This is a genomic window from Streptomyces sp. NBC_01264 (genome assembly GCF_026340675.1).
GTDB lineage: Bacteria > Actinomycetota > Actinomycetes > Streptomycetales > Streptomycetaceae > Streptomyces.
On the sequence record NZ_JAPEOX010000002.1, the window covers coordinates 1,149,134 to 1,161,974 of the forward strand.

A 12,841-nucleotide genomic window follows, 5' to 3' on the forward strand; every position below is an offset into this window, starting at 1 on the left:
TCCGTGGGGGGCAGGAACCGGTCACGGGGAGGGTACTGGCAGGTGCTACCACTCAGTAAGATGAACGACCGTCACTTTTCGCGCGCGCGGAAATTCCGTTGCCCCGGGGCGACCGGCCGGGTGAAGCTCCCTGGCATGTCCCAAAGCACCGTAGAGACCAGCACCAACACCAGTACCAACACCCGCACCCGGCGGGGCGTCAGCGACCTGTTCACCGCCGGCGGCCGACTCGCGGCCATCCCGCGCAAGGCGGCCCGCCGCGAGCAGCTGCTCGTCCACCTCACCGAGACCCTCTTCGCGGCGGACCGCACCTACACGGAGTCCGAGGTGAACGGCCTGCTGCTCACCGTCCACGAGGACTGCGCGGCGCTGCGGCGGTACCTGGTCATCGCCGGGCACCTCACCCGTACCCGCGACGGCTCCGGCTACCGGCGGGCGACGACCACCCTGTAGTGGGTCGTCAGCCGGCCGTCCTCACCGATCACATGGAAGGCCACGGCCGGCGGCTCGTCCGCGTGGATGTACTCGTTCTCCCCGGACGCCGCCTCCCAGGGCAGCCGGGTCGTGGACACCACGCCCGGAGCCACGAGCAGCGGCCGCCCGGCGAAGGTGGTCGCCGCTCCGGTGTGGGCGTGCCCGCACAGGAACGCCGTCAGGTGCGGGTGCCGCTCGGCCAGCTGCGCCAGCCGTTCCTCGCCGAACTGCCGGATGCCGTCCACGTACGGGATGTGCAGCGGGACGGGCGGGTGATGGAAGGCGACCAGGACGGGCACCTCGCGCGGGGTCTCGGCGAGCACCCCGTCCAGCCAGGCGATCGTCGAGTCCTCCAGGCATCCCCGGTGTTCACCGGGGACGGACGAATCGCACACCGCGAGGACGAAGCCCTCACCGCGCAGCACCTGGTCGACCGGGCCCGCGGACGGGCGCTCCTCCCCCAGCAATCCGCGCCGGAAGGCCGTGCGGTCGTCGTGGTTGCCGGGGCAGACGATCAGCGGATGGCGGGAGCCGAGGGCCTTGCGCGCCTCCTCGTACTCCTCCGGGCGCGCGTGATCGGCGATGTCGCCGCTCACCAGCACCGCGTCGAGCTCGTGCGGAAGCCCCTCCAGGTACTCCATGACGGTACGGGTCCGCTCGGCTGCCCGGTCCCCGCCGTCGAGGTGGACGTCACTGAGGTGGGCTATCACGATCACGGGCGGCGGCTCCTTCGGTCCGGAAGCTGGGATTGTATGCCCGGTGGACGGCGAGGACCGAGGCCGGCCGGCCGTCGCCTCGTTGCCGCCGCGGTCAGACCTGTTCGAAATGGAACGCCTTGATGAAGCAGTCGCGGGGCTGGGCGACCGCGAAGAGGATGCACTCCACGAGCGAGTGCGCGGTGAGGGTGTCCTTGGACCCGCGCGGGGCGGTTTCCCACCCCTCGGAGAGCGGGTCGGCGTTGTCGAAGTCGGGCGGGTAGAGGGATATCACCCGGACTCCTCGGGGGCGCAGGCGCTTGGAGAGGATCTCGGTGAAACCCGCCTGCGCGCTCTTGGCCACGTAGAAGGCGTCGTGGGCGTCCGAGCGGTGATGGCCGGCCGTTCCGCAGGTGGAGACCATGGTGACGACATCGGGCTTGTCCGAATTGAGCAGGAGGGGGAGGAAGTTCTTCACGGTCAGGACCGTGCCACCGGCCCCGGAGGCGATGGTGTCGACGACGTCGGCGTCCGTTGCCGAGAGCAGGTCCGGCCCTTCGAGCCAGCGGGAGCCGTTATTGACCAGCAGGTCGACATGGTCCGTGTGCCGCGCGACTCCGGCGGCGAAGTCCCGTATGGAAGAGGGGTCCGTCAGATCGCAGGCGAAGGCGTGCACCTTCTCATGACCGCGATCCCGGATCTCGTCGCGGACGCGTTCGGCGGCATCGAGACCACGGGCGGACAGGAAGACCTCGGCTCCCAGGTCCGCCAGCCGGATGGCGAGGGTCCGGCCGAAGTCGCGACCGGCCGAGGTGATGACGACGCGGTGGTTGTCGAATCGCATGGTGCCCATACTCCTGATTCCCTGACTGCTGGTTCGTCGCTTGGCGGGGCCGAAGACCCGCGATTCGGCGGCGCGGACGTCCCGCCCCGACCCTACGTCCGGCCCCCGGGACGAGCGCCGGTGGGCGCCGGTGAGCGCCGATGCCTGCAACCCGAGCGGCGACACCGGGAACAACCGGCCCCGCCGACAGGGTTGAACCGAGTGAGGTACGCCCGCCGCACGCACGGGCCACGACACATGTCCGCAGGAGGACTGCTTTTCATGACTGACCGGCCCTTGACGCTCATGGCAGTGCACGCCCACCCCGACGACGAGGCCACCGGCACCGGAGGGGTCCTCGCGCGGTATGCGGCGGAAGGCATCCGCACGGTTCTCGTGACCTGTACCGACGGCCGTTGCGGAGACGGACCGGGGGGCGTCAAACCGGGTACTCCCGGACACGACCCGGCGACGGTCGCCGCGATGCGCCGCCAGGAGCTCGAGGCGAGCCGCGACGTGCTGAAGATCAGTGATCTGGAGGTGCTGGACTACGGCGACTCCGGGATGATGGGCTGGCCGAGCAACGAGGCCCCCGGGGCCTTCTGGCAGACCCCCCTGGAGGAGGGCGCCGGCCGGCTCGCGGAACTCATGCGGCACTACCGGCCCGACGTGGTCGTCACCTATGACGAGAACGGCTTCTACGGCCACCCCGACCACATCCAGGCCCACCGCATCACGATGGCGGCGCTGGAGATGACCGACCTGACGCCGAAGGTGTACTGGACGACGATGCCCCGGTCCGCGATGCGGCGGTTCGGGGAGACCATGCGCGAGTTGCAGAGCGACGACATGCCGGAGCCGGATCCCGCCGAGGCCGCCGCGCTGGCCGAGATCGGTCTGCCCGACGAGGAGATCACCACCTGGGTGGACACCCTCGCCTTCAGCGGTCAGAAGTTCGACGCGCTGGCCGCGCACGCCAGCCAGGGTGAGAACATCTTCTTCCTCAAGATGGGCAAGGAGAAGTTCGGCGAGCTGATGGGCACGGAGACCTTCCTGCGCGTCAAGGACGCCACCGGCGCGGCCCTCCCGGAGAACGACCTCTTCGCCGGACTCCGCTGAGCCACCCGCCGAGCAGGCCTCGCCTCGGCATACCTCACCTGCCGGCCCCGGGCGCCTCACGGCTCCGGGGCATCAGCCATCAGCTATCAGGCATCAGGCATCAGGCATCAGGCATCAGCAGTACGAGCTTCCCGCGCGTGTGGCCCTTCTCGCTGACGCGGTGCGCCTCCGCGACCTCGGTGAGCGGGAAGGTCTGCGCGACCGGGAGCGAGAAGCCCCCGGACTCGATGAGCGCACCGATCTCCCCGAGTACGTGGACCGCGCGGCCGGTGTCCCCGCGGCTGAACACCACCCCGTGCTCCTGCGCGCCGGCGAAGTCGGCGATCGTCACGACGTGGCCCGGACCGCCCGCGAGGTCGATGAGCTCGGGCAACATCCCGCTCCCGGCCACGTCGAGCGCCAGGTCGACGCCGTCGGGGGCGAGCGCGCGAACCCGGTCGAGGAGGCCCTCCCCGTAGGCGACGGGCTCGGCCCCGAGCGAGCGGAGGTACTCGTGGTTCGCTGGACCGGCGGTACCGATCACGCGCGCTCCGCGGGCCACGGCGAGCTGGACCGCGGCGCTGCCGACGCCTCCGGAGGCGCCGTTGACGAGCAGGCTGGTACCGCTGCCGACGCCGAGCTGGTCGAGCGCGCGCGTGGCCGTCTCGATGGCGGCCGGCAGCGCGGCGGCGCCCGGGAAGTCGAGCGCCGGCGAGACCGGCGCCCAGTACGAAAGCACCGCCAGCTCGGCCTGCGCCGCCCCCTCGGTGGAGAACCCGAACACCCTGTCCCCGACGGCCACGTCCCGGACACCCTCGCCGACCTCGTCGACGACACCCGCGGCCTCGTACCCCAGGGTCTGCGGGAGCTCCTGGTCCATCAGACCCCGGCGCTTCTTCCAGTCACTCGGGTTGACACCGGCCGCACGCACCGCGATGCGGACCTGCCCGGGACCCGGATGCGGATCGGGAAGCTCCACGACCTCCAGGACCTCGGGTCCCCCGAACCTGCTGAAGCGAACAGCCCTCATCATTGCCCCTCTCCACACCGCCGACGCACGACTCCGCCCTCGCCCCACCGTAGGCATGACCTCGCCAGGGTGGGCGGACGGACACGATGCCGCGTGCGGCGAGCAGGTCTTCGCGCCGCCCGAAGCGAAGCCACGTCGCCCCGGCCGCACCAGATGCACTCGGCGCGGGGACCAGCCAGCCGTTCGGCCACGACGGCCGCCCAGGCACCCGGCGTGTACGGGACCGGGCGGTCGAACTCCAGGGGCTTCATGGACAGACGCCCGGCGCGTGCCATGGCCTGGGGCAAGACGCGGCCGACGGGCTCCTCCTGTGAGGGCCAGGCGGCTTCGACGGTCGGGGTCGGGGTCGAGGTCGGGTCAGGTGTTCTGGAAGTTCCAGAGGACGGCGACTTCGTCCTCGTTCACGGCGATCAGTCCGGCGCCCCAGTCGTACCGGCTGAAAGGGGCACGGGTCCGGAAGGGCTGCTTGGAGAAGTCCGGGTGGTCGGGCTGCCAGCCGAGGTTGGTGTAGAAGCGGGTGCCCTCGGGAAAGCGCGAAAGGATCACCTCGGCGCGGCGTTCCCTCTCAGGCCTGTGCTCCGCCCAGCCCGGTGTCCCGGAGAGGTCCAGCCGGCTCCCCGCGACCCCGAGCAGGACCAATCCTCGTGCTCGCGCGGAGCGACAGCGACGAACGTGCAAAGCCACTCGTAGAGCTTGAGCGCGTCCGACCAGGCCGACGCGTCGAGTCGGTCCTGCTCCACGATGTGCTCCCTCGTTCCGGTGCCGGGTGCAGCCCGCGAATGGCGGCCGCAAGTCCGGATTGTCCCTTCGGCTCTTCAGATCAGATGGACAGGAAGTTCCAGAGCACGGCGACTTCCTCGTCGTTCACCATGATCAGCCCGGCATCCCAGCCGTAGTGGCTGAAGGGGTCGAGGCCTTGGACGCCCTGCTCGTAGAAGTCGGGCCGGTCGCCCTTCCTGCCGATGTTGGAGTAGAAGCGGGTGCCGTCCGGGAACCGCGAAAGGATGACGTCTGCCCGGCGCTCCATCCGGGGTCTGCGTTCCTCCCAGCGCGGGGTCTTGGCGACGTCCAGGCCGAGTACTCCGAGCAGGACGACCAACGATCGCACCGAGGACCGGGGAAGCTCCCTCACCCTTGGGTGGAAGCGTTCAGCGTCCGCGAGGGTCGTAGGCGTCTCCAGCCACGGGAACAGCGGGTCCTCGCGTCGCTCGTCCTCGCCCTCGTAGGGGTCGATGGATTCCCAGCCCCGGGGATCACGTTTCTCCAGGCGCACGATCGCCCCGACATCGATCCACCAATCCTCGTGCTCGCGCGGAGCGACGGCGACGAACGTGCAAAGCCGCTCGTAGAGCTTGAGCGCGTCCGACCACGCCTCCGCGTCGAGTCGGCGTTGCCTCATGGTCGGCTCCTTCGTCCGCCGGTTCCTTCAGGACGTCGGTGATGGGGCCCCGTCCGAGCGCGCCCGGTGGTCCCACATGTCCGAGGACAGCTATCGGCGGATCAGGACCGCTACCTGCGGAGGGCGCCACGTCAAAAGTGATCGCCGCACGCCCTTAATCGGACCCGCCTCCGCATTGCGGACAGATCCTGTCCGCAAGTCCGTGCACTCTGAAGTTGCTGGTGCGGCTCCCCCGGCTTCGACTGGGTGCTGGAGCCGACCCGCGAGCCCTGCGGACATGCGGCCGGGCTCCTCACCCCCCTGCGAAAGGCGCAACCGTGTCCGAGATCGTGCTGCTGGAGAAGGCCCTGAACCACACCACCGGACTGCTGGGCAATGTCACTCCCGACCGGTACGGCCGGCCGACGCCGTGCGAGGACTTCGACGTGCGGGCCCTGGCCAATCACCTCGTGGCCGGCAACCCCTACTACGTGACGCTGGCCCAGGGCGGCGGCCCGGACTTCTCCCTCTTCGCCCGCGACCAGATCGGCGACGAGCGGCCCGGCGACGTCTACGCACGCGGCGCCGAGGACGTGCTCGCCGCCTGGCAGGGCGACGGCGCCCTGGAGCGGCAGATGCCGCTGCCCGGCGGCGGCTCGGGCCCGCGCATCGTGGACCTGCACCTGCTGGAGGCCGTCCTGCACGGCTGGGACCTGGCCACCGCCACCGGCCAGGACCGCACCGGCGACCCCGAGGCCGTCCAGGCCGCCTTCGCCGGCTGGTACGGGAACTTCCCCGACCAGATCCGCCCCGCCACCGGCATGTTCGGCCCCTCCAAGCCCGCCCCGGACGACGCCCCGGCAGCCGACCGGCTCGCCGCCTACTTCGGCCGCACCGTCCGACCCTGACGGCCGCAGAGCCGGCCGGTCGCCGTAGGCGGCGCACGGACGAGCCCGGATGCCCGCCGCGTGAGCCCGAGAACCCGGGAATCCGGGAATCCGGGACCACCACCTGATCCCAAGGCATGATCCCGAGGCATGAGGCTCCGCCCCGGACCACCCCGGTCCTGGGCGGAGACCCTCTCCCACCCGCACCAACGAGAGGACGGCCGGCGCCTGCCATGACCAACGCCCGAGCGAAGATCACCGACGAACAGCGGCGCGCCCGTCTCGCCACTGCCCACCTCCTCACGCCGAAGGCCCGCGCACGCACGCCCGAGGCGGTCGCCGCGGCGCTGCTCGCCCTGCATGCCACCGACCCGGCCACCGTGTACCTGTCGGTGGCGGCCCGCATGAAGGACCCGACGCCGGCGCTCCTGGAGCGGGCGCTGTACGAGGACCGGTCCCTGGTACGGATGCTGTGCATGCGCCGCACCATGTTCGTCGTCCCCCACGACCTCGCGCCCGTCGTCGACGCGTCCACCGCCCGGGCCGTCGCGGCCCGCGAACGCAGGAACCTCCTCAAGGTCCTGGGCGAACAGCACGGCCACGGCGATGCCTGGCTGGCCACCACCGAGCAGGCCGTCCTCGCGGCCCTGGCCGACCTCGGCGAGGCCACCGCCGCCCAGCTCGCCGACGCCGTACCCGCCCTCAAGACCCAGCTCTCCGTGGCCCCGGGCAAGCCGTACGCGGCCACGCCCCGCATCACCAGCCGTGTGCTCGGTGTGATGGCCGCCGAGAGCCGGATCCGCCGCGGCCGCCCCCTGGGCACCTGGGCCTCCTCCCAGTTCCGCTGGACCACGGCCGAACCCCACCCCGAACTGCACGCCGAGGACGCCAGGGCCGAGCTCGCCACCCACTACCTGCGTGCCTTCGGCCCCGCCGGCACCGAGGACGTCAAGTGGTGGACCGGCTGGACCCTCACCGACACCCGCAAGGCCATCGCCCGGACCGGCGCCGTCGAAGTCGACCTCTCCCACGGCCCCGGCCACGCCCTGCCCGACCACCTGGACCCGCCCGAGGAGACCGCCCCGGCGGCCGTGCTGCTCCCCGGGCTCGACCCGACCGCCATGGGATGGCGCCATCGCGACTGGTACCTCGACCCCACCTCCGTGCCCGAACTCTTCGACGCCTACGGCAACATCGGCCCCACCCTGTGGTGGAACGGCCGCATCGCCGGAGGCTGGGCCCAGCGCCCCGACGGCGACATCGCCACCCACGCCCTGACGCCCGAAGGCCGCACCCGCGAGGCCCGCACGGCCGCCGCCACCGAGGCCGCCCGCATGGCCGCCTTCCTCGGCGACATCCGGATCCGCCCCAGCATGCGCACCCCCCTCGAACGCCGCCTCTCCGCCCCCTAGCGTCGCGAAGAGCTCCCGGAAGCGGTTCGGCGCGGCCCCGCCGGAAGTCTCTGGCTGTCAGGCCCACGAGGGCTCCGCCGTTCGTACGCGGTGGCGGCGGTGGCTATCCCCTGTACTCCTCCAGGAGCCGCAGCCAGATCTCGCTGATCGTCGGGAACGCCGGGACCGCGTGCCACAGGCGCTCGATGGGCACCTCGCCCACGACCGCGATCGTCGCCGCGTGCAGGAGCTCGGCCGCGCCCGGTCCGGCGAAGGTGACGCCGAGCAGGATCTCGCGGTCCAGGTCCACCACCATGCGGGCCCGGCCCCGGTAGCCGTCGGCGTACAGGCCCGCGCCGGAGACCTTGCCGAGGTCGTAGTCCACGGCGCGGACCCGGTGGCCGGCGCGCTCCGCCTCCGCGAGGGTCAGGCCCACCGATGCCGCCTCCGGGTCGGTGAACACGGCCTGCGGCAGGGCCTGCGTATCGGCCGTCGCCGCGTGCGCTCCCCAACGGCCCGTGTCCAGCGACGCATTGTCCGCCGCGCGGGCGGCGATGACGGCTCCCGCGATCCGGGCCTGGTACTTGCCCTGATGGGTGAGCAGCGCCCGGTGGTTGACGTCGCCGACCGCGTACAGCCAGTCCGTCCCCGGTACCCGGCAGCTGTCGTCCACCGCGATCCACCCGCCCGGGGCGAGCCCGACGGTGTCGAGGCCGATGTCCTCGGTGCGCGGGGCGCGCCCCGTCGCCATCAGCAGCTCGTCGCCTTCCAGCGTCTCGCCGCCTTCGAGCACCACGGTGACGGGCCCGGTCGAGCCGTCCCGTACGACGGACTCGACGGCCACGCCCGTACGGACCACCGCGCCCGCCTCGCGCAGCGCGTCGGCGACCAGTTCCCCGGCGAAGGGCTCCATGCGCGGCAGCAGCCGGGAACCCCGTACGAGCACGGTCACCTCGGAGCCGAGCGCCTGCCAGGCCGTGGCCATCTCCGCGGCCACCACCGACCCGCCGACGATCAGCAGCCGGCCCGGCGCGGCCTGCGCCGACGTGGCCTCGCGGCTGGTCCACGGCCGGGCGTCCGCGATGCCCGGCAGCTCGGGGATCACGGCTCGGGTACCGGTCGCGACGACGACCGCGTGCCGGGCGGAGAGCACGTGGTGCTCCCCCTCCGGGCTGGTGACGGCGACCTTGCGGACTCCGTACAGCCTGCCGTGGCCCCGGTACACGTGGGCGCCGACCGACTCCAGCCAGTCGATCTGGCCGTCGTCCTTCCAGCTCCCGGTCCAGTAGTCGCGGTGCGCGAGGACCGCTTCCGCGTCCAGCGGACCGGCCGCCGCCCCCGCAAGACCGGGCACCCGGCGCGCATCCGCCCGGGCCAGCGCCGGGCGGAGCAGCGCCTTGCTGGGGATGCAGGCCCAGTACGAGCACTCACCGCCCACCAGCTCGCTCTCGACCAGCGCCGTGCTCAGCCCGGCGGCGCGGGTCCGGTCGACCACGTTCTCGCCGGCCGGCCCCCCGCCGAGGACCACTACGTCGTACTCCACCGCTTCGCTCATCCGGCCAGTCTCACCGCACGGCCGCGGCCCGTCACGTAATCAGGCGTCCGGCGTGCCGGGCTCCCCGGCCGCGGCGCCGTCGGCGCCCGCCTGCTCGGCGGCGATCTTCGTCCGTACCTCGTCCATGTCCAGGGCCCGGGCCTGGGTGATGAGGTCCGTCAGCGCCGCCTCGGGCAGCGCGCCGGGCTGCGAGAAGATCGCGACCTGGTCCCGGACGATCATCAGGGTCGGGATCGAGCTGATCTGGAAGGCCGCGGCGAGTTCCTGCTGCGCCTCGGTGTCCACCTTGGCGAAGAGCAGGTCGGGGTTGGCCTCGGCGGCCTTCTCGTAGACCGGGGCGAACTGCAGGCAGGGACGGCACCAGCCCGCCCAGAAGTCGATCAGGACGAAGGCGTTCTCGCTCACCGTCCGGTCGAAGTTCTCCTTGGTGAGTTCGACAGTAGCCACGGTATTCCAGACCTCCAGAGTGCTGTGCTGCTTGTTTTCCCTGAACGAACGACCGAATCGAAGCATTCCTGGCCGCGCACGATGCACGCAATGCGCAAAATGTACCCATCTGGATCGGCGGTACGGATCCGCGCGCGCCCTCGTCGCCGAGGCCACCCGGGCCGGCTGGTCGCGGGAGAGCGGGAGATGGGACGAGACCCTCTAGAACGGATGCCCGCCCGGGGTGGTGCGAAGCGTGGTCCAGCGCAGCTCGGTGAAGGCGTCGAGGTTCGCCTCGCCCCCGAAGCGGGCGCCGGTCCCGGACGCGCCGACGCCGCCGAAGGGGGCGACCGCCTCGTCGTTCACCGTCTGGTCGTTGACGTGCGCGATTCCGACCGGGATCCGTCCCGCCAGGTCCAGCCCGCGCGCCGCGTCGCCGGTCACGATCCCGAGGGAGAGCCCGTAGGGGCCGGCGGAGGCCAGCTCCACGGCCTCGTCCTCCGTCGCGAAGGACCGTACGGGCGCCACCGGTCCGAAGACCTCCTCCGCGTAGGCGGGGCTGTCGTCGCCGGCGCCCGCCAGCACCGTCGGCCGGTAGAAGAGGTCCTGGTACGAGCCGCCGGTGACGAGTTTGGCGCCCTGTGCGGCGCTGGCCTCCACCAGACCGTGGACCCGGTCCAGCTGGGACCGGTCGATGAGCGGCCCCAGGTGCACCCGTTCCCGGTACGGGTCCCCGACCGCGAGCTCCTCCGCGCGCGCGGCGAGCCGTTCGACGTACTCGTCGTAGAGCGAGGCGTGCACGAGGTGCCGGCCGGCCGTCATGCAGATCTGGCCCTGGTGGAAGAAGGAGCCCCAGGAGGCCTGCGCGACGGCCGCCGCAACGTCGGCGTCACGGAGCACGACGAGCGCCGAGTTGCCGCCCAACTCCAGGTGCGCGCGCTTGAGGTGACGCCCCGCCAGTTCGCCCACGAGCCGGCCGCTCGCGGTGGAACCGGTGAACGACACCACCCTGACCAGCGGATCGGCGACCACGGCCGAGCCCGTCCCGGCGCCGCCGGGCAGGACGTGCAGCAGTCCGCCCGGCAGGCCGGCCGCCGTGAAGACGGCTGCGAGTGCGAGGCCGCCACTGACCGCGGTACGGCGGTCCGGCTTGAGGAGCACCGCGTTGCCGAGGGCGAGCGCGGGCGCGACCGAGCGGATCGAGAGGATCAGCGGCGCGTTGAAGGGCACCACCACCCCCACCACACCGACGGGTTCGCGGCGGGTGAAGGACAGTCGCGGCGCCTCGCTCGGCAGCACCTGACCGGCCGGACGCGAGGCCAGGGCCGCGGCCTCGTAGCACTCCTGCGCGGCGACGTGCAGTTCGAAGTCGGCCTTGCCGGGGATGGACCCGGACTCCCTGACCAGCCACTCCCGCAGCTCGTCGGCGTGGGCGGTGAACAGGTCCCCGGCGCGGCGCAGCACGGCGGCCCGTTCCAGGTGGGTGGCCCGCGCCCAGTCCCGCTGGGCCGCGTGGGCCCGTACGGCGACCTCCGCCACATCGGCCGGAGCGGCCAGGTCGATGGTCGCGAGGGTCTGGCCGGTGGCGGGTTCGAGGACCGGGGCGGTACCCCCCGTGAGGGTGGGTCCGTCCTGCCAGAGCGTCGGATCGAGGAGCGGCATGGCGCGGGGCCTCCGGATGCGGTGTGCGTGGCGGGGGGCGGCACGCGCCATCGTGCCACCCCACCGCACCAGAGGCATCAATTCTCTTCGCCTGCCGAGCAGTTGATGCCTGACTATGACCGGAAACGATCGACGGTCAGCGTTCCAGCACGAGGGCGATGCCCTGTCCCACGCCGATGCAGAGGGCCGCGATCCCTGTACCGGATCCGGCCGCGGCGAGCTGGTGCGCCACCGAACCGGCCAGCCGGGCACCCGACGCACCGAGCGGGTGCCCGATCGCGATGGCCCCGCCGCGCGGGTTGACCACGGCCGGATCCAGTTCGGGCCAGGCGGCCAGACATCCCAACGCCTGCGCCGCGAAAGCCTCGTTGAGCTCGACGGAGGAAAGATCCGCCCAACCGCGGCCCGCCTTGGTGAGCGCGCGCTCCACGGCGTCCACCGGACCCAGGCCGAAGAGCTGGGGCTCGATCCCGGTGACGGCCGACGCACTGATCCGGGCCAACGGCTCCCGCCCGGTGGCGGCGAGGCCCTCCTCGTCCGTCAACAGCAGTGCGGCGGCTCCGTCGTTGAGCGGCGAGGCGTTGCCCGCGGTGACCGTACCGGTGCCGTCGCTGCGGAAAGCGGGCTTCAGACGCGCGAGCGCCTCCGGGTTGGAACCCTCGCGGATGCACTCGTCGCGCAGCAGGTCGACACCCGCGTACGGGACCACCTCGGCGTCGTACTGACCTGCCGCCCAGGCCGCGGCCGCCTTGCGGTGGCTCTCCAGCGCGAAGGCGTCCTGCGCCTCGCGGGTGATGCCGTGCTTCTCGGCGACGAGCTCGGCCCCCTCGCCGAGGGAGCCGGTCCACTCCGCGGGCATCCGGGGGTTGGTCATCCGCCAGCCGAGCGTGGTGGACCACATCTGCTGGTGCCCCGCGGGGAAGGCTCGCTCCGGCTTCTGCACCACCCAGGGGGCCCGGCTCATGGACTCGACACCCCCGGCGATGGCGACGGAGGCGTCGCCGAGGGCGATGGCGCGGGCCGCCTGGACGACGGCTTCGAGCCCGGAGCCGCAGAGCCGGTTGACGGTCACCCCGGGCACGGTCACGGGGAGTCCGGCGAGCAGCACCGCCATGCGGGCCACGTCGCGGTTGTCCTCGCCCGCGCCGTTGGCGTCGCCGAAGACGACGTCGTCGATGCGGGCCGGGTCCAGTGCGGGCGTACGGTCCACGAGCGCGCGCACCACGTGGGCGGCCAGGTCGTCGGGGCGGACCCCGGCGAGGGCGCCGCCGAACTTCCCGATCGGGGTGCGGACGGCGTCGACGACATAGACGTCGCGGACGGTACGGATGCTCATGGAGTCCCTCCGGAGCGAGCGGAAGGCGGGGCGGCACACCGATGCCACAGTCCGGCCCGGCGCACGCTCCGCCCGCGCCCGGTGGG

General features: G+C 72.3%; 13 protein-coding genes. 4 read left to right on the forward strand and 9 right to left on the reverse strand.

What is annotated here, in order from left to right; translation table 11 throughout:
- Nucleotides 1-135: 135 nt before the first annotated feature.
- Nucleotides 136-453, forward strand: coding sequence for a DUF2087 domain-containing protein (locus OG435_RS38145; protein ID WP_266884251.1), 318 nt, complete (start codon nt 136-138; stop codon nt 451-453).
- Here OG435_RS38145 and OG435_RS38150 read toward each other — a convergent pair.
- Nucleotides 426-1,190: a phosphodiesterase gene (locus tag OG435_RS38150; protein WP_266884253.1), complete on the reverse strand. Its 765-nt coding sequence runs from the start codon at nt 1,188-1,190 to the stop codon at nt 426-428. The two genes, OG435_RS38145 and OG435_RS38150, sit on opposite strands and share 28 nt — an antisense overlap.
- Nucleotides 1,191-1,284: 94 nt before the next feature.
- Nucleotides 1,285-2,013 carry an SDR family oxidoreductase gene (locus OG435_RS38155; protein ID WP_266884255.1) on the reverse strand — a complete coding sequence of 243 codons (729 nt, stop codon included), beginning with the start codon at nt 2,011-2,013 and terminating at the stop codon, nt 1,285-1,287.
- A gap of 261 nt (nt 2,014-2,274) precedes the next feature.
- Between OG435_RS38155 and OG435_RS38160 the strand changes: the two genes are divergently transcribed.
- On the forward strand, nt 2,275-3,111 hold the full coding sequence (locus OG435_RS38160) for a PIG-L family deacetylase (protein ID WP_266884257.1): 837 nt from the start codon (nt 2,275-2,277) through the stop codon (nt 3,109-3,111).
- 100 nt (nt 3,112-3,211) lie between these two features.
- Here the strand turns inward: OG435_RS38160 and OG435_RS38165 are convergent, their stop codons facing one another.
- The 3 genes from OG435_RS38165 to OG435_RS38175 all read right to left on the reverse strand — a co-directional run bounded on the left by OG435_RS38165 (nt 3,212) and on the right by OG435_RS38175 (nt 5,519).
- Complete coding sequence (locus OG435_RS38165; protein WP_266886450.1) at nt 3,212-4,120, reverse strand: NADP-dependent oxidoreductase; 909 nt, start codon at nt 4,118-4,120, stop codon at nt 3,212-3,214.
- Between the two features lie 357 nt (nt 4,121-4,477).
- Nucleotides 4,478-4,666, reverse strand: coding sequence for a hypothetical protein (locus tag OG435_RS38170; RefSeq protein WP_266884259.1), 189 nt, complete (start codon nt 4,664-4,666; stop codon nt 4,478-4,480).
- A 274-nt stretch (nt 4,667-4,940) separates the two neighbouring features.
- Entirely contained in the window at nt 4,941-5,519 is a 579-nt protein-coding gene (locus tag OG435_RS38175) for a hypothetical protein (RefSeq protein WP_266884261.1), read from the reverse strand.
- 317 nt (nt 5,520-5,836) lie between these two features.
- Here OG435_RS38175 and OG435_RS38180 point away from each other — a divergent pair, with 317 nt between their 5' ends.
- Nucleotides 5,837-6,406 (forward strand): TIGR03086 family metal-binding protein, encoded by a 570-nt coding sequence (locus OG435_RS38180; protein ID WP_266884263.1) that lies wholly within the window; start codon nt 5,837-5,839, stop codon nt 6,404-6,406.
- 212 nt (nt 6,407-6,618) lie between these two features.
- Complete coding sequence (locus OG435_RS38185) at nt 6,619-7,797, forward strand: winged helix DNA-binding domain-containing protein (protein ID WP_266884265.1); 1,179 nt, start codon at nt 6,619-6,621, stop codon at nt 7,795-7,797.
- Nucleotides 7,798-7,900: 103 nt separating this feature from the next.
- Here OG435_RS38185 and OG435_RS38190 read toward each other — a convergent pair whose 3' ends face one another.
- The 4 genes from OG435_RS38190 to OG435_RS38205 form a co-directional block, all read right to left on the reverse strand.
- A complete protein-coding gene (locus OG435_RS38190) occupies nt 7,901-9,331 on the reverse strand; it encodes a dihydrolipoyl dehydrogenase family protein (protein ID WP_266884267.1) in 1,431 nt (476 codons plus the stop codon).
- A gap of 39 nt (nt 9,332-9,370) precedes the next feature.
- Nucleotides 9,371-9,844 carry a thioredoxin family protein gene (locus tag OG435_RS38195; RefSeq protein ID WP_323187989.1) on the reverse strand — a complete coding sequence of 158 codons (474 nt, stop codon included), beginning with the start codon at nt 9,842-9,844 and terminating at the stop codon, nt 9,371-9,373.
- Nucleotides 9,845-9,979: 135 nt separating this feature from the next.
- Nucleotides 9,980-11,419: an aldehyde dehydrogenase family protein gene (locus OG435_RS38200; protein ID WP_266884271.1), complete on the reverse strand. Its 1,440-nt coding sequence runs from the start codon at nt 11,417-11,419 to the stop codon at nt 9,980-9,982.
- A 136-nt stretch (nt 11,420-11,555) separates the two neighbouring features.
- Nucleotides 11,556-12,755 (reverse strand): thiolase family protein, encoded by a 1,200-nt coding sequence (locus OG435_RS38205; protein ID WP_266884273.1) that lies wholly within the window; start codon nt 12,753-12,755, stop codon nt 11,556-11,558.
- Nucleotides 12,756-12,841 lie beyond the last annotated feature (86 nt).